The organism is Fictibacillus enclensis (genome assembly GCF_001457035.1).
Lineage (GTDB): Bacteria > Bacillota > Bacilli > Bacillales > Fictibacillaceae > Fictibacillus_C > Fictibacillus_C enclensis.
In genome coordinates, this window is sequence record NZ_KQ758619.1 from 442,235 (window position 1) to 458,900 (window position 16,666).

Annotated in this window: 20 protein-coding genes; 11 read left to right on the forward strand and 9 right to left on the reverse strand. The window is 46.6% G+C overall.

Annotation, left to right across the window (positions count from 1 at the left end):
• Nucleotides 1-504, reverse strand: coding sequence for a P-loop nucleotide/nucleoside kinase family protein (locus tag AS030_RS17435; RefSeq protein ID WP_061973964.1), 504 nt, complete (start codon nucleotides 502-504; stop codon nucleotides 1-3).
• Nucleotides 501-1,526, reverse strand: a complete 1,026-nt coding sequence (locus AS030_RS17440) for a LacI family DNA-binding transcriptional regulator (protein ID WP_061973966.1) — start codon at nucleotides 1,524-1,526, stop codon at nucleotides 501-503. Before AS030_RS17440 ends, AS030_RS17435 begins: the two co-directional genes overlap by 4 nt.
• 310 nt (nucleotides 1,527-1,836) lie before the next feature.
• Between AS030_RS17440 and AS030_RS17445 the strand changes: the two genes are divergently transcribed.
• The 6 genes from AS030_RS17445 to AS030_RS24860 are packed head-to-tail and all read left to right on the forward strand — an operon-like array spanning nucleotide 1,837 to nucleotide 7,051.
• Complete coding sequence (locus AS030_RS17445) at nucleotides 1,837-3,156, forward strand: ABC transporter substrate-binding protein (protein ID WP_061974200.1); 1,320 nt, start codon at nucleotides 1,837-1,839, stop codon at nucleotides 3,154-3,156.
• Entirely contained in the window at nucleotides 3,156-4,037 is an 882-nt protein-coding gene (locus AS030_RS17450) for a carbohydrate ABC transporter permease (protein ID WP_061973968.1), read from the forward strand. Before AS030_RS17445 ends, AS030_RS17450 begins: the two co-directional genes overlap by 1 nt.
• Complete coding sequence (locus AS030_RS17455; protein WP_061973971.1) at nucleotides 4,024-4,854, forward strand: carbohydrate ABC transporter permease; 831 nt, start codon at nucleotides 4,024-4,026, stop codon at nucleotides 4,852-4,854. The genes AS030_RS17450 and AS030_RS17455 overlap by 14 nt, the downstream gene beginning before the upstream one ends.
• A 14-nt stretch (nucleotides 4,855-4,868) precedes the next feature.
• Entirely contained in the window at nucleotides 4,869-5,810 is a 942-nt protein-coding gene (locus tag AS030_RS17460) for an MTP-1 family protein (protein WP_061973972.1), read from the forward strand.
• Between the two features lie 12 nt (nucleotides 5,811-5,822).
• Nucleotides 5,823-6,881 carry a BtaManbiosPhlase gene (locus tag AS030_RS17465; protein WP_061973974.1) on the forward strand — a complete coding sequence of 353 codons (1,059 nt, stop codon included), beginning with the start codon at nucleotides 5,823-5,825 and terminating at the stop codon, nucleotides 6,879-6,881.
• Nucleotides 6,882-6,919: 38 nt separating this feature from the next.
• Nucleotides 6,920-7,051: a SunI/YnzG family protein gene (locus tag AS030_RS24860; protein ID WP_420889658.1), complete on the forward strand. Its 132-nt coding sequence runs from the start codon at nucleotides 6,920-6,922 to the stop codon at nucleotides 7,049-7,051.
• Nucleotides 7,052-7,325: 274 nt separating this feature from the next.
• Here AS030_RS24860 and AS030_RS24375 read toward each other — a convergent pair whose 3' ends face one another.
• On the reverse strand, nucleotides 7,326-8,108 hold the full coding sequence (locus tag AS030_RS24375; protein ID WP_240482389.1) for a hypothetical protein: 783 nt from the start codon (nucleotides 8,106-8,108) through the stop codon (nucleotides 7,326-7,328).
• Nucleotides 8,109-8,454: 346 nt separating this feature from the next.
• Here AS030_RS24375 and AS030_RS17475 point away from each other — a divergent pair, with 346 nt between their 5' ends.
• From AS030_RS17475 to AS030_RS17490, 4 genes are read left to right on the forward strand one after another with little or no spacing between them, the layout of a single operon-like run.
• Nucleotides 8,455-8,784 (forward strand): PadR family transcriptional regulator, encoded by a 330-nt coding sequence (locus tag AS030_RS17475; RefSeq protein ID WP_061973976.1) that lies wholly within the window; start codon nucleotides 8,455-8,457, stop codon nucleotides 8,782-8,784.
• A gap of 13 nt (nucleotides 8,785-8,797) precedes the next feature.
• Nucleotides 8,798-9,661: a pentapeptide repeat-containing protein gene (locus tag AS030_RS17480; RefSeq protein ID WP_061973978.1), complete on the forward strand. Its 864-nt coding sequence runs from the start codon at nucleotides 8,798-8,800 to the stop codon at nucleotides 9,659-9,661.
• Between the two features lie 26 nt (nucleotides 9,662-9,687).
• Nucleotides 9,688-10,455 (forward strand): ABC transporter ATP-binding protein, encoded by a 768-nt coding sequence (locus AS030_RS17485; RefSeq protein WP_061973980.1) that lies wholly within the window; start codon nucleotides 9,688-9,690, stop codon nucleotides 10,453-10,455.
• On the forward strand, nucleotides 10,452-11,210 hold the full coding sequence (locus AS030_RS17490) for an ABC transporter permease (RefSeq protein WP_061973982.1): 759 nt from the start codon (nucleotides 10,452-10,454) through the stop codon (nucleotides 11,208-11,210). Before AS030_RS17485 ends, AS030_RS17490 begins: the two co-directional genes overlap by 4 nt.
• A gap of 43 nt (nucleotides 11,211-11,253) precedes the next feature.
• Here AS030_RS17490 and AS030_RS17495 read toward each other — a convergent pair whose 3' ends face one another.
• From AS030_RS17495 to AS030_RS17505, 3 genes are read right to left on the reverse strand one after another with little or no spacing between them, the layout of a single operon-like run.
• Entirely contained in the window at nucleotides 11,254-11,526 is a 273-nt protein-coding gene (locus AS030_RS17495) for a hypothetical protein (protein WP_061973984.1), read from the reverse strand.
• 52 nt (nucleotides 11,527-11,578) lie between these two features.
• On the reverse strand, nucleotides 11,579-12,073 hold the full coding sequence (locus tag AS030_RS17500; protein ID WP_061973986.1) for a DinB family protein: 495 nt from the start codon (nucleotides 12,071-12,073) through the stop codon (nucleotides 11,579-11,581).
• The gene (locus AS030_RS17505) at nucleotides 12,070-12,543 is read right to left on the reverse strand and encodes a VOC family protein (protein WP_061974204.1); all 474 of its coding nucleotides are present in this window, start codon (nucleotides 12,541-12,543) and stop codon (nucleotides 12,070-12,072) included. Before AS030_RS17505 ends, AS030_RS17500 begins: the two co-directional genes overlap by 4 nt.
• 150 nt (nucleotides 12,544-12,693) lie before the next feature.
• Between AS030_RS17505 and AS030_RS24615 the strand changes: the two genes are divergently transcribed.
• A complete protein-coding gene (locus AS030_RS24615) occupies nucleotides 12,694-12,828 on the forward strand; it encodes a hypothetical protein (protein WP_276203871.1) in 135 nt (44 codons plus the stop codon).
• A gap of 177 nt (nucleotides 12,829-13,005) precedes the next feature.
• Here the strand turns inward: AS030_RS24615 and gloA2 are convergent, their stop codons facing one another.
• From gloA2 to AS030_RS17525, 3 genes are all read right to left on the reverse strand, one after another.
• Complete coding sequence (gene gloA2, locus AS030_RS17515) at nucleotides 13,006-13,386, reverse strand: SMU1112c/YaeR family gloxylase I-like metalloprotein (RefSeq protein WP_082635869.1); 381 nt, start codon at nucleotides 13,384-13,386, stop codon at nucleotides 13,006-13,008.
• A gap of 416 nt (nucleotides 13,387-13,802) precedes the next feature.
• Complete coding sequence (locus AS030_RS17520) at nucleotides 13,803-15,635, reverse strand: family 43 glycosylhydrolase (protein WP_061973991.1); 1,833 nt, start codon at nucleotides 15,633-15,635, stop codon at nucleotides 13,803-13,805.
• Nucleotides 15,636-16,093: 458 nt separating this feature from the next.
• The gene (locus tag AS030_RS17525) at nucleotides 16,094-16,396 is read right to left on the reverse strand and encodes a DUF3846 domain-containing protein (protein ID WP_061973993.1); all 303 of its coding nucleotides are present in this window, start codon (nucleotides 16,394-16,396) and stop codon (nucleotides 16,094-16,096) included.
• Nucleotides 16,397-16,666: the final 270 nt, after the last annotated feature.

A 16,666-nucleotide genomic window follows, 5' to 3' on the forward strand; every position in this document is an offset into this window, starting at 1 on the left:
TTAAAGCCTGAATTCATGAAAACGGTTACGTAACTCCTCAAGAATTTCCTTTGGTGTCTTGTTCGTGGTGTCATATAGATAACGCCGGTTGGCGGGATCATTCTCAAGCTGGTTCAATAAAAACAGCGACCGGTCAATCACGTTCACATCTCCCCGTTCCTGCAGCCGCTGCACAAGAACATCTTCATCCGCCCGCATCACAACATAATAAAGCTCAACATCATACCCGGACAGCTCTTGGCAAAACCACTCCAGCTCATCTTCCACCACATAATCGAGGACGATATTCAACCCGTGATCAAGGAAATTACGCGTTATGGAGAGGGTGTTTTGCCAGACGATGGACAGCTGATCTCCCCAGGACGGCTGATCCCTGCCGACAAACATTGAATGGATGTCATCCCCGTGAATCAGGACCACTTTTTCCATGTTCTCGGCCAGCAGCTTGGTCAACGTGGATTTACCCACCCCGCACGGTCCGGAAAAAATGTAAATCTGGTTCATGAGTTGGATCTCGCTTTGGCGGTTGATTCCCGCACAATTAATTCTGCCGGAAGGAGCAGTTCGATGATCGGCTCGTTACGGTGCTGCATGCGCCAGGTAAGCTGCTCGACCGCTTTACGGCCGTACAGATCAAGGTCGATGTTCATCGTTGTGATTTTAGGGGTGGTCAGCCGGGAGAGCATACCGTTGTCAAAACTAACCACGGACGCCGCGTCAGGAACCGAGATGCCGTGCTGCTGCAGGGCGGACCGGACGAAAAAGCCAAATCCGTCATTGACGCAGAACCAGGCGGTCGGCCACACATCGAGCCCCTGCAAGAGCCCATTCACATCTCGTTCATCTTCTTCTATTGCACTAAATACAAACTCATCCTTCCGCTCGATCCCATGCTCGGCGAGTGCTAGATCATAGCCTTCCAACCGTTCCTGGTAGCTCGGGGAGAGCTTCGCATTTCCGACATACGCGATATCCCGGTGGCCAAGCTCAAGCAAGTGTTTGACCGCAGTATAGGCACCGAACCGGTTGTTCGTTAAAATGGCGTCCGCATGAATGAGCGGGTGGTGATGGTCGATCATGACCGTCGGGATACCGGTCGCGATCACCGCGTTCGTGTACTCGTTGCTGATGTGGGAAAGAATAAGCACGCCATCCACTTTACCTTCAGCGATAAAGGACGGAAGCACGAGATTGCCCCGTGACCCGGTATTCACCGACTGAATGAGCAGGTTCATGCCGCGTGCTGTCACTTCTTTTTCAATGCTCAGGTAGATTTCGCCGAAAAAGCTTTTCAGCGAAAAAGCATAATCCGAGGCGATCAATCCGATATTGCCGGTACCCCGGCTGACGGGATCAATCGAGAGGGTATTCTTTCTCACTCGATAGCCCAGCTCCTGAGCTTTTTGTTCAATTCGTTTCCGGGTGGCGTCACTTACGCCCGGCTTTCCGGACAGAGCCTGGGAAACGGAGTTTTTCGATATATTCAATGCATCAGCGATATCCTGCATGGATATTTTTTTTGCCATAGGGTCTCAAACCTTTCAACAGATAATGACAATCATTAATTTGTCACGTTACAAAATAATCATAACCTAACTGAGGCAATTGGTAAACAACCACTCATAAAAATCATCTTAAAGACTTATGCGAAAAAAAGTTGACAGAACTTTTGTAATCATGTAAAACTGTAATTGTAAGGTTATTAATCACATTACAAAGTGACAAATAGAATAAAATGTAATGTTTTTCGGCAAGGAAAAGGAAGGGCGCTGGATTTTTTTCTACTATTGAATGATAGCGCTATCAAAAAACGTATTGGGGGATATTGTGATGAAAATGAAAAAGGCAGCATCACTATTGCTTGGAGCGTCAGTATTGGCTGGTTCACTTGCGGGCTGTTCAACCGGAAACCCGGCGAGCGAGGATTCGACGTCCAAGAACGGAACGACCACGATTGAATTCTGGGCTGCGCCAAACCCGCCACAGCAAGCTTATTGGAAAGAAACTGCTAAAGCGTTTGAAAAGGATCACCCGAAAATCAAGATCAAGGTGAGCCCGATTAAGGAAAGCCCTACATCTGAAGCGAGCATCCAGTCCGCCATCGCGGGTAAGGAAGCGCCAACTATGTCGGAAAACATTAACCGCGGATTTGCCGCCCAGCTGGCAGAAAGTAAAGCGATCGAGCCGCTGAACAAGATGGAAGGATACGACGATATCCTGAAGTCACGGAGCATGAGTGACACCATCAAAGGCTGGAAGTTCTCTGACGGCAACCAGTACGTCCTGCCAATCTACTCCAATGCAATGCTGTTTGGCTGGAGACTCGATATCCTGAAGAAACTCGGCTACAACGAGCCGCCAAAAACATACAGTGAAGTGCTTGATGTAACCAAGAAACTAAAAGCAAAATACCCGGACAAATACTTGTGGGCAAAACCTGACCTTGCGGACCCAACCGCATGGAAGCGCTGGTTTGACTTCTTCATGCTATATGACGCAGCATCCGGCGGCAACAAGTTCATCGAAGGCAACAAGCTCGTAGCAGACGATAAAGCCGGTGTGGACGTCCTGAACTTCATGGACAACATCCGCAAGGAAAAAGGAATTCTGACCAAGCAATCCAAGGATCCGTTTGAAACCGGTCTTGGCATCTTTACCGACATCGGACCATGGACCCTTCAATACTGGGCAGAGAAATTCCCTGAAATGAAATACAACAAAACCTTTGCATTCTCTACGCCTCCGGTTCCGGATGGCACCGAAACAAAAAATGTATCCACATTTGCAGATACAAAAGGCATTGTGATCTATTCCTCCGCTCCTGAAAATGAGAAAAAAGCAGCGATGGAATTCATCAAGTGGGTCTATTCAAAACCTGAAAATGATGTGAAGTGGATGGAGAAAACGAACCTTCCGCCAGCACGTGACGATTTGGCAACGAACGATGCGTTCAAAGCGATCTATGAGAAGAATCCTGCGCTGAAGCCGTATGCCGAAGCGATTCCGAACGCCGTGCCGTCCATTGATAATGCGAAATACAATGAGCTTCAAACGTACATTGGCCAATATGCCGTCAACCCAGTCGTTAAAGGGGAAGTACAGCCGAAGAAAGGCTGGGAAAAGATGAAAGAGGCCATTGAGGGGGATCTCAAGTAATGAGAGCCAAAAATAACAACGGGATGGGCTGGCTATTTGCCAGTCCTTACCTTTTATACGGGCTGATCTTCTTTCTCATTCCGCTCGGCTGGTCGTTCTATCTTTCGATCACCGACTGGAACCTGATCGCCCCGGTATTTCATCATGTTGGGATTGACAACTTTATCAAGGCACTGAAAAGTCCAGGCGTCCATGCGGCCTTTTTTGTCACCTTCAAATTCATGATCGTGTTCGTGCCGATGGTTATCGCGTCATCATTAATCGTGGCACTTGTCGTTCACGGCCTGCCGCGCTTCAAAGGCTTGTTCCTGATCGGCTTCTTCCTGCCGTATCTCGCATCCGGCGTTGTATCGTCCTTTATCGTGAAAGGATTTCTTTCCTACAACAGCCCGGTGAACACCTTCCTAAGAGGACAGTTAGGACTCGACATCAACTGGCTCGGCACACCATTGTCGGCCTTGCTTCTTGTGGCGGTCATTATCGCCTGGAAGTTTACCGGCTATTACGCGCTCATTTTAACGTCGGGCTTTGAATCCATCAACCAGGAAATTTACGAAGCGGCTGCCATTGACGGCGTAAACGGCTGGCAGCGCTTTTGGAGAATTACCCTGCCGCTGCTGTATCCGGCATTGTTCACAACTCTGATCCTTTCGATCGGCGTGACCTTCGGGATCTTTACCGAGGTGTACCAGCTGACAGGCGGTGGACCCAACTTTGGGACCAACACATGGCAGATGGAGATCTACAAGCAGGCGTTCCAGAACCTGTCCGCCGGCTATGCTTCTGCCGTTGCCTTGATCGCATCGGTCGTAACGTTCATCTCGATTTTTATCATTCGAAAATTCTTGGAAATGTGGGGGAAACGAAATGGTTGGACATAAGAAAAAATCACTCACCATCCGCTATATTATCGCGTTCCTTCTGCTTTTGCTTATGGTGTTTCCGTACCTGTACATGGTGCTCAACTCGTTTGCGGACTGGAGCCAGGTGGACCGCAAGCTGATTCCGACGAGCTTTACGCTTCATTCGTATGAATGGCTGCTCGGCGGCGGGCAATCTGCCGAACCGCGTCCGTGGATCCGGGCCTTCTTCAACAGCCTGATCGTCTCATCCGGTTCAACCATTTTAATGATGGTTACCGGTGTGGTCGTGGCTTATGCGCTTGCCAAGCTGCAGTTCCGCGGCCGCAACTTCCTGAACAACGCCATCCTGTTTCAGATGTTTTTCCCGGCGATCATCCTGCTTGTGCCGACGTTCCTCATCATCCAGAGACTCGGTATGTATGACTCCTACTGGGGGATGATTCTTCCGAAAGCACTGAGCTTGTGGGCGGTCTTCATGTACACGAACTTCTTCCGGGCGATTCCGGACACGTTTATTGAAGCGGCAAAACTGGACGGGGCATCCGACTGGCAGATCATCTTCCGGATCATTCTGCCGATGTCCAAATCCATCACGATCGTCGTTTTCCTGTTCTTGTTCATGGAACGCTGGACCGAGCTCCTGTGGGATATGATTGTCGTCAAAAGTGACAACATGCTGACCCTAAACGTGCTCCTGTCCCAGATGTTCGGCCCGTACGGCGGTTATCCGGGACCGATGTATGCGGCATCCGTGATCCTGACCGTGCCGATCATCATTCTATTCCTGTTCTTTGCCAAACAGTTTAAGGAAGGTATGCAATTTACACTGAAATAAGGAGGGCAAACCCTTTGAAACTAACAAAATCTGATGTTAAAACGTGCAGCGGGCTGCTGAACCAATACAAGAAAAAAGACAAGCCGGGTCTGCCGGAAAAGCTTATTTTTGAAGGTGTAGGAAACCATGACGTCTACAACATCACAGCACCATTTGAAGATAACGGTCAGCTTGTAATCGCCGGTAGGGTGGAAGCCCGGGACAGCGAGCAATCCGAGGTTCATTTCTTCATTCAATCCGGAGAGGTTTGGATGCCAAGAGAAGGCGCTCCGGTCCTGAAGCTGCAGGATCCGTTTTTTACCCATATCGCAGGCGAGCTTGTTTTGGGCGGTGTGCAGACCTTTCCGCATCCGACCATTGAAAATGCCCTTGGCTGGCGCACCGTTTTTTATAAAGGCAGCAACATCAACGACCTGAAAGAATTCTTCAAAGGTCCGGACGGCATGAAGGACCTCCGGATTGCTGAGCTTCTCAACGGCTCAATCGCCATCTTCACACGGCCGCAGGGCGAAAAAGGCGGCAGAGGGAAGATCGGGTTAACGACCGTTCCTTCGCTCGATGATTTGTCCATTGAAGTGATCGACCATGCGCCATTGCTGGAAAATCAGTTTATTGACGAAGAATGGGGAGGGGCGAACGAGCTTCATGTCCTCTCCAGCGGGCTGATCGGTGTGCTTGGCCATATCGCTAGCTTTGATAAGCAGGGCGACCGGCATTACTATCCAATGCGCTTTATTGTGGATCCGAAAACCGGTGAGCATTCGGACATCGAGCTGATCGCTGTACGAAATGACTTTCTGCCGGGAGAAACGAAGCGTCCCGACCTGGTCGATGTGGTGTTCAGCGGCGGATTGGTGCGAAAAGACGATGGAACAGCTGATCTGTATGCGGGCATCTCGGACGCCGAGGCCCATAAACTGACGATTCAAGATCCGTTCCTACCCTATGAGAGATAAGGAGACTGCAGCATGAACGTAAATCGATATGAAGAGAACCCCTTAGTAACACCTGGTGATGTTAAACCTCACCGTGATGATTTTGAAGTAATTGGCGCGTTTAACGCGGGTATCGCCCGATACAAGGATGAAGTCATCATGCTGCTTCGCGTGGCAGAGCGTCCGGTGAGTGACGATCCTACTATTGTGAAAGCGCCCGTTTTTAATACGGAAAAAAATGAACTTGAAATCCTGGAGTTCGATACATCTGATGAAAAATACGATTTTGACGATCCGCGTACGATTCGGAAAAGCGATGACCTGAGCCGGTTTGCGTATCTTACGTCGTTATCGTATACACGAATTGCCCGAAGCAAAGACGGCCGCAACTTTACGATCGATCCTGAGCCATTCTATTATCCTAGCAATGAGCTGGAGTCCTTTGGCATTGAGGATCCGCGCATCACGCAGATCGGCGACACGTACTATATCTACTTCAGTGCGGTTTCACCGGTTGGTGTGGGAGAGTCGATGATTTCGACAAAAGACTTTCAAACCATCGAGCATCATGGCATGATCTTTGCGCCGGAAAACAAGGACGTGCTTATTTTCCCGGAAAAAGTGAACGGCAAATACTACGCGCTTCACCGTCCGGTACCCAAAAGCACGGGCGCACCGGAAATCTGGATCGCTGAATCTCCTGACCTTTTGCACTGGGGAAATCACAAATATCTACTAGGATTGCGCGACGGCAAGTGGGATGACGGCCGTATCGGCGGGGGAGCTGTACCGATCAAGACGGATAAAGGCTGGCTAGAACTGTACCACGGGGCTAGCAAGGACAACCGCTACTGCATGGGTGCAGTACTCCTTGATCTGAACGACCCAACCAAGGTTATTGCCCGCTCGGAAAATCCAATCCTTGAGCCCGAAGCAGACTATGAAGTCAACGGCTTCTTCGGAAATGTCGTATTCTCATGCGGGGCATTGGTTGAGGGAGACACAGTGAGAATGTATTACGGTGTGTCGGATACATCGATGGCATGTGCGGAATTGAGCTTGAGCGAGATTTTGGACTCATTAACTTCATGAGTTGAAGCATAAAAGACGGAACGGCCCTCTGATCAGGGCTGTTCTTTTTAGAATTTGCTCCCTATCTTACGACTGATCGAGTCGTAATCAAAAGTAAAAAAGGAACATACATACTTTTCACCAACGTTGGCGGCATAAAAGGTCAAATCTTATCGTTTATGGCTGCATAGTAGAGGTTTTGCGGCGGAGGACTAATGGAAAGCAAGAAGAAGAGTGCAGATTGACCTGCACTCTTCTTTTTGAGCGGTTTTTTCGCTTCCACAATTTAACTTACTCTCAAAAAGCCCTCTTTTATTCTCAAATGGTTTATGCCTATTGGATTTCGATAAATTTCGCTACAATCTTTTGCCGTTATAATAAAGCAATAAACTTCTCGCCTGGTCGTTATATGGGATTTGCATTGTTGGATTGTTTTCAGTTAATATCTTCTTTTAGTTAGAGAGGTTATTGAATCGGTGATAACTTCACGGTTGCTTCGGTTTGAATCGTATATTCATCATCCGCTTCAAATGTATAAGATGGGTTTCCGTTGCTGCCGAGAATTGTATTAACCTCCAAACCACCGCTATAATCCCATACTACAAAGTTGCTTCCGGACCCTACAGGTGTTGCCAAATAGCGGCCGGCCGGAAGATCTTTTCCTACGGTATATTTACCTGCCTGAAGAATCTTCGGTGCGCCTTTCGCCTTTTGTATCTGTCCAGTTAATGAAGCTAGTTCTCCTTTTTTGCTCTTCACTTCGGATTGAAGATCCTTTAACTTGGCTTTTGCGTCATCCATTTCGCTGTTAATACTTGATATCTTTTCATCAGCTTTCGTACGAGCGTCTTTAAGCTGCTGCTCAATTTTGGCGCGGCCATTTTTCAATTCAGTGTCCAACGTTCCTTTTATATCTTTAAGTTGGTCTTTTGTATCCTTTAGTTCATTCTCCACTTGGTCCCGGCTATCTATTAGGGCAACCACTTTCTCTTTTTCCTCTTGCTTTGATGAAATGTCCTTTTCCAGAGCATCTAACTCTCCTTGTAATTTCTCAGACTCATTTTTCTGTTTGTCTATCTGCTTTTCAAGGGCAATGGAATCCAGCTTGCGCTCATTAAGGGATATTTTTGCTCCCCATGATCCCCAAACCACACCGATCAGTAGAATAACAATAGCCCCAGCAATAATCCCCGCGACTTTTACTACCTTCTTCCACTTTGATGCCGGTTTTGCTCGTTCCAATTCCATGTAACGACCTCCCGATTTAGCGATTATTTTCTTTGCTGAAGAACAGGTAGTATGTACCTATGTTATAGTATCGTCATTTTACATAATTTAGGACTTATTCCTAATGAATACATCATCATTTACATCATTAGCAAATAATAGGAAGCCTCCACCAAATAGCCGATGAGCGTGTTAAGATTGAGGCTTTTTGATGTCTAAAAAACTAAAAAAACCACGCCAGTGCTGATTTTTAAAGGAAGTGGAAAATAGTTGCACGTATTATTTCTTCATCCATAGTATATAAATTATAATATTACCTTGACAGTCACAGTACTTCATTGCATAATGCAGATATGGAGGTAATTTTATGAGTGAAAACAAGATCACATCCGACCTGCTGCGGGGCCATACCGATACGATGATTTTACGGCTTCTGTCCGAAGCGGATCGGTATGGGTACGAAATTGTGAAGTTGATTGCTGAACGGTCGGACGGCAATTATGAGTTAAAGGAAGCCACGATGTACTCCAGCCTTCGCCGGCTTGAAGCAGACGGCGATGTGGAGTGGTACTGGGGCGATGGATCTCAGGGAGGACGGCGTAAGTATTTTAAGATCACCGAAAAAGGTAAAGAGACTCACGCCAACAATATCAGCAATTGGGAGTATGCCAAACGTGTACTCGAAAAATTATTATAAGGAGACGTGACGTATGAACGAAAAATTAAATCAATACGTAAATGGCGTTTTTGCACCCTATAGCGGGGTGAAAAGTGTGGATGAATTACAGGCTGATCTGCTGTCCGATCTGCAGGAGCGGTTCAACGAACTAAAAAAAGAAGGGAAGGACGATGAAACAGCGTTAGAGATGACGATTGACAGCATTGGTGATATTGAACAAACGGTACAGGAGGTTGCCAACCTCACCCGATCATTGGAGCGTCAGGTGTTGACCAACCTCAGCTCAAGCGACTTAACAAATAGTGACTTTGCAGGTGTTACCGCACACAAAGGAAAGTTTGCGGGGAGCTCATTGCACGGCTCCGATTTCTCGGGCGCTGACTTGACCGGCAGCTCATTTAAGTCAAGCGATGTGCGTGAAGCCAATTTCAACAACGCTAATCTGACAGACTGCACTTTCTCCACCTTAGACCTCTCCAATTCAAGCTTCAACCATTCCATCCTTGTGCGCACAACCTTCAGTAAGTCGTCGCTGGCCGGCGTCACATTCAGAGATATCACCATGACCGATGTAAAACTGACCATGACCGATCTTAGCAAAACCACCTTTGAAAATTGCACCTTTGATGGCGTAGATTTCACCAACTCTTCATTGGAAGGATTGAACCTGGACCATCAAACCTTTATCGGCGTCAAATTTGATAAGGCTGGGCTGAAAGACGTGACGTTCAGAGGCGCAACCCTCAAAAATGTATCCTTCAAGGGGCCAGCTTTGTCCAAGAGATTTTACCGTGCGATCAAAACCATCTGCTTTGACGAGGCAAGAATGGATAAACTCACATATGCCGCGCTTAAAGGCCTGGAAGCCGATTTATCAAAGGTAACCGTTATTTAAGGAGTTTAGAATAGGAGGAGAAGAGGATGCAAAACCAGTCCATTCAGGTAAAAGGTTTGCAAAAGTCCTATAAGAATCTTCATGTATTAAAGGGTGTGGATTTCGAGGTGGAAAAGGGCAGTATTTTTGCCCTGCTCGGTTCTAACGGAGCGGGCAAGACGACCATCGTCAAAATCCTCTCTACGCTGATCAAACCGGATGAGGGCACGGCCACCGTAAACGGATTCGAGGTCGTGTCAAAGAGCGAGAATGTGAGGAAGTCGATCAGCCTGACGGGGCAATTTGCCGCCGTGGATGAGGTGTTGACCGGGCGGGAAAATCTGATCATGATCGCCAGACTCCGGCACCTTGAGCAGCCCCGTCAGGTTGCGGATGAACTGCTGCAGCGCTTCGGGTTGACCGAGGCCGCAAATCGCAGAGCGTCTACTTATTCAGGCGGTATGCGCCGAAGGCTCGACATTGCGATGAGCCTGATCGGCAAACCGCAGATTATATTCCTCGACGAACCGACGACCGGGCTGGACCCCGAGGCGCGTATCGAGGTTTGGAAGGTCGTCAAAGAACTGGCGGACAGAGGAACGACGGTATTCCTGACCACTCAGTATTTGGAGGAGGCAGAACAGCTTGCCGACAAAATTGCCATCCTGCATGAGGGCAGGGTGATTGCCAGCGGTACGCTCCAGGAACTGAAAAAGCTATTCCCGCCTGCGAAGGTAGAGTATGTAGAAAAACAACCTTCATTGGAAGAAATATTCCTCACGATCATCAATAAAAAGGAGGAAAAATTAGGATGAATAAACATTTCTTCAGTGACATGGGTGTTATGCTTGGACGGTCGATGCGCCATATTTCGCGAAGCTTGGACACTATAATTACGGTCACGATTACGCCAATCGCACTATTGCTGCTGTTCGTTTATGTGTTTGGCGGTGCCATTAAAACCGGCACGGATAATTATGTGAACTACCTGATGCCCGGCATATTGCTGATCGCGGTTGCGAGTGGTATATCTTATACGGCTTACCGCCTGTTTCTGGATAAGTCAAAGGGGATCTTTGAACGATTTCACTCCATGCCGATTGCGCGTTCCACTGTGCTGTGGGGGCACGTCCTAACCTCGCTCGTATCCAACGCCCTTTCTGTTATCATCATCATTCTCGTAGCGCTCATCATGGGCTTTCGCTCACCGGCAGGGGTGCTCTCATGGCTCGCTGTAGCCGGTATCATTACACTGTTTACCCTCGCCCTCACTTGGATCGCAGCGATTGCCGGACTGTCCGCCAAATCAGTGGACGGTGTCAGCGCCTTTTCCTACCCGTTAATCTTCCTGCCGTTTATCAGCTCAGCGTTTGTACCCACCGAATCAATGCCGTCCGCCGTCCGCGCCTTTGCCGAAAACCAGCCCGTAACCTCGATCGTGGAGTCCATTCGTGCGCTGCTGTCAAACCAGCCGGTGGGAAACGAGATATGGATAGCGCTGGCATGGTGCGTGGGAATTATGATTGTAGCTTATTTCTTTGCGATGAGGGCGTATAAAGCACGAATATGAAGATTCAAACGAAAAAATAGGAAACCCTACTTATCAGGGTTTCCTAGGCTTTTTTTCGCTTATCCAAATACTTAACAAAAGCAACGATCGCCACACCGGCAGTAATGCCCCAGGTCAAAAAGAAGGCGAGACCAAGTCCGATGTTCGCATCCGCAGTGGGATGTTTAGCATCATCATACAGGGCATAGGCGAGCGGGAAAGCCGAAACAAACAAAGCCAAATACAAAAGAAAGCTTTTCGAAAACGTTCGGTTCCTGATCGTCTGGTGCAACGCAATGAACGACACCGCAAGTAAAAGAAATGTAAGGATAGACATGGAGATTCCTCCTGATCCTTAAATATACATACCTCTTATTTTACGATACGTTCTAATGATTGGTGCCTTGATTTACCTTTGTGCTGTTCAGTTTCTTCAGCACCTTGATCCGATCCAGGTGCATGCCCTCATGATACAAATTACAGCTCAAAAACTCTTCGACCGTAGACATATACAGTCCCTGGGAAGTGGTATAGTCTTCAGCTGTCTTCTCCTTCAAACGGCCGCTGAACGTATTTTCGATCCGGTCTATCTGATTCTCCAATAGCTCCAGAATTTCAGATAGACTGACCGGCATCCTTTGTCCGTTTTCCGGCTTTGTACCGGGGTTGAAAAGGGACGGAAACACCTCGGGCATCACCCAGTCTTCTTTGGCAAAATAAAAGGCATTCCTCTCTAGAATGTTATAAATATGCCCCAGGTTCCACTTGATGTTGTTATTAAAACCGTCTGGGATAATCTGGGACTGTTCCTCGCTCAAACCCTCGACAAGTTTCAGCGTGTTACCTCTGACAAATCGCAGCTGTGTAAAAAGATACTCGCTCATTTGTCATTCTCCAATAGTTCAAAAATGATCTTCAAATCCTTGAACGTATCCATATAGGCGTACCGTCCGCCGGTATACTCTCCCTTTTGAAGGAGGGACATGTTTTTGCCTTCCATCAGCATCACTTTTTCTCTCATACCCTCGACCACAAACGCGATATGATGCGGGCCTTCTCCATGCTCATCAAGATACTCCCGCCAGGTGCTTGGTTTTTCATCCGGCTGGATCAGTTCCAGCTGCAAGGAACCCATGTCAAAAAAGGCCAGCATGGCGCGTGCCTCGGAAGGCTTGCCCCTGTATTCGGTTTGGGCGATGTCTGCACTATCCGTCCAGTTGCACGGCGGCTTTTCCACGCCAAAAAAGTCGGCGTACGCCTGTGCCGTCTTTTCAATGTCATGAACGAGAATCCCGATTTGCGTAATCACGTTCGTCCCCAAAATGTTAGCTGGTGATTGCGTTTGATTTTGCATGCGAACCTCTCCCTTATGAATTTTATGTACACCTGTATATTCCATAGAAACCCAGCGAATCCCCCTTCGATTCCATCAAAAATATGTGATTGTAAGATACCCTTAACTATGTAACAATGGATTACCTGAAAAGAAAGGGGGATGTGAAAAATGAAGCATGGAACGGAATTTTCATACGATGAAGAAACTATTTTATCTGCAAAACAAACTCTTCAAGGATTACTACCATCTATCCAAAAACAGTATGAGAAAGCGAAAGAGGGCAGCCCAGAAGACGATCATTGAAAGACGGATCAGGGCGATTGATCTCGCCATAGAGGCCTTAGAGGATTACATCCAAAAGTAATTGTCCTCTATTTTTTCGGTTCGACAAGAATTAGTTGCTTTTCGACATGGTTTAGTCACATATCACCACATTTTCATAAACCAAGCTAAAAAAGCGTTCAAGATTTCTCTGCACGCTTACCTTTCATACAGCTCCAGTGGCAAACTATCCGGATCACTGAAAAACGTAAACCTTTTCCCAGTCCATTCATCCACCCGGACAGGCTCAACTGTCACTCCATGTTTCTCCAAATGTAAGACCGTTTCTTCAATATTCTCCACTTCAAACGCCAGATGCCGCAGTCCGCGGGCTTCCGGATAGCTTGGACGCTCCGGGGGGTTGGGGAAGGAAAACAGTTCAATTTGGGCATTCCCAATCTCCAGGTCCAGCTTATAGGAGTCTCGTTCTTCCCGGTAGACCTCATTGATCACACGCAAGCCCAGTATATTCACATAAAAGTTTTTGGAAGTTTCATAGTCGGAACAAATGATGGCGGCGTGATGAACTTTTGTAAGCATGATCTCTCCTTTATCTAAGTAAAGCCGGCTACAATCGCTGGCTTTTAATATCTCTATTTTTCGGCTGCAAGGTCCACTGAATGCACTTCCCAAGGATTTTCAATAAGTGATGATCAAACAGTATGGCGAATACTTTCAATGAAGAGCACCTCCAACTACTTTTATAAACACTACCTTCAAATCCAATCAATTGAGGGAATCTTATCTATAAGAGTTTTACTTGCAGCCCTTATTTCCTCATTAGAAAACTAAAAAGCAAATGGCACCAGTTGAAATTCATGTACTATCATCAGATGGCAAGAGATTGCCTTGACCCTAAATTAAAGGAAAGTTTAATACAAAAAGCCAATTACCACAGAAGTAATTTTAGCTATTAGAATTAAGGAGGAGAGTGCAGGAAATCTGCACTCCCTTTTTTATTTCGTTTGATTTAGTGTGAAATAATCCAGATCTACCGCACCTCGGCTCTTGCTAAACGAAATATCATTTTTTCCTTTTTTAAGCTTTACCTTTACCGCTGTTTCCTTCCACTTGTCACTGCCTTCACCTTTATATAGGATCAATGATTTTTTTCCATTAACGTGAAGCACCTGAACTGCATTAATGCCTTTAGGCTGTTTATACCGGATGTTCATCTCATACGTACCCGATTTCTCAACAGAGATGGGAAATCGAACGGAACTGTTATGTGCAGACATCAAACCGACCGCTTGATGATTGGCCGCATCATACTCATTCACAACCTTGGCGTTCTTCAAGTATCCAAGCTCTGCTTCATACTGAAAAACCTTCGTCTTCTTCGGGACCAGATCAATCCGGTCAATTTCGGCAAAAAGCGTTCCTTTGGATAACTTGATTTTATTCTCACCAGCATTCAGATGAACTTCTTGTTCGGCATCTCGCCATGTATCCCAGCCATAGCTTGGATACGCAGCTTCACCCAAGGATTTTCCGTTCAACGCCAAAACATGGGTAGAGGTTTCACCCATGCCATTGGAATACCGAACTTTTAGTGTATAGTCTCCAGGTGCTGCATCCACTTTAAATTCCACAAAGCTATCGTTGTAATCAATCATGCCGACCTTGCTGCCGCCGGAAGCACTCGTATTATTTACAATAGTAGCATGGTTTACTACTCCGTTTTCAGCTTCATAGGAATAAACCTTTCCAGGCAGAGCGGGGACAAGCTTTCCGCCATCTTCACCGGAAGGAGCACGCAACATTGTATCGGCAGGCAACGGAGTTCCGAAGTTCGGTGTACCATCCGCCTTCCACGTGAATTCCTGTATCCTCACATTCCGGTTCCAGCCAGCTCCCTTGAACTTGGCGGCATGATAGACAATCCAGTCTTCCTTGCCGTCCGGTGACTTTACAATACTGTTATGACCCGGACCATAGACATTGTCGGCAGGACTGCTTTTAAACACCGGCTCAGGATTCTTTGCCCAATCTCCAGCTTTCAGAGGATCCTTCCCAGTCAACTTCAGCATTCCCAAACAGTAGTCATCCGTCCAGCTGCCACTCGCCGAATAAACAATAAACACATCACCCTGTTTGTTCTTCAAAATTTCCGGTCCTTCATTAATCAAAGGAGTGCCGTTCTTCTCCCATGGAAGCTCCGGCCGTGACAACTCAACTCGCTCACCGGAAATCGTCCATGGATTTTTCATCGGGGCAATATAAATCTGCTGGCTGACGTTTTCATCACCTTCCCAGCCGGACCAGACAAAATAACGTTTGTTTTTGTATTCAAAAACCGTGCCGTCAATGGCCCACTTGTCCGATGGATCGGAAATTTTTCCAAGTTTGGTTCCCTTCGGATACGAGTACTTGCCGAGCGGGTCAGAGCCTTCGGATTCCAGCACATACATCCGCTGCTTGCCCATGTTTCCGTCACCGGCTGCGAAATAGATGTACCATCTGCCATCCAAAAAGTGCAGCTCTGGTGCCCAGATGTTGCCGCTGTTTTCCGCACCGGAATCCGGCGTCCATACCACCTTTTTCTCAGCATCATCCAGACCGGTCAGCGTCTTGGATTTCCGGATAGTCAAGTTGTTGCCGGTCGTCTGCATGTAATAGTAGTAGCCGTCTGTGTGCTTCACCACCCAGGGGTCGGCACCATCACCAACTACGGGGTTCTTAAACAGCTTCATTTCTGTGGATGGAGCACTTGCAGATGAAGGGGAGGGGAAAAGAAAAGCTACTATTAATAAGCCCAAAGTAAACGCATACATTTTTCTAATCTTCAATACACAACATCCTTTCCTAAAGTAAATTTTGACTCCCTAAACCATTTCACAGAAAAGGCAGGATTCCTTCTTCTCCGCGGTTATTTCAAGACAGTAATCGTGTTTCGACAAAACTTGGGAAAATTCAGCAAAAATCTACACAGATATTCCGGGACTGAATGATCTATTTTCCCAATACAGAAATAGACAAATCTAGGTTATCATACCTATAGACCCATTAAATAGAGCAGGAGATAACGTACATGACCGACGACTTGAGTTTCTTCCGGGGTTGTATGTGGGGGTTGGGGATGTCATTGCCGATCTGGCTATTGATTTTTTTGACTGTTCAATTACATCACGATTTAAAAAACAACTAAACAACGACAAAAAACGTCCGATATAGTGGACGTACCATGAGTTTATAGAAGCCATAAAAGCAAAAAAGAGTGCGGCCAGGCACTCCCTTTTAAATCACTTTATTTCCACTTCTTTAATTTAAGCTTAAGAACATGGGATACTTCTTCTGCTTCCGCTTCGCTTAAACTCTCAAACTGCCCTTGGTACTTGACGATAAAAAAAGTACTTGAGGGCTTTTTTTTGTTGTACGTCAGGTCGTAGCCTTCGTCAATGTTGCACACTAACCGATACTGCTGATGGAAATTGAGAATATCCACTGGTCCGCCAACCAGCTGTTCAAATTCCCTAGTTGAGTTCGGAATGTCGGTAATATACGGGCGTTTTTTTTCCGGCATTACCATCACGACGTGAAGTTCTGACATAATCATCCTCCGGGTGTCCATTGTTAAGTTCTTTAAAAAGAACTACTTTAGTTTATTAAACCATATATCCTACACCAAATAAATGGTTTAATACAAAATATACCACATTATGAGTAATAGGTCCTATAAAAAGAACAATGATTTTAAGTTGTAACTATTAATTTTAAGTGTATAGTTCCTATTTCATGAAAACATTATAATACGCAGTGAGGAGGATAACCAGTGGAAAATAGAGTGGAAGATATTTCATAAAATTATTCAGGGAAAACA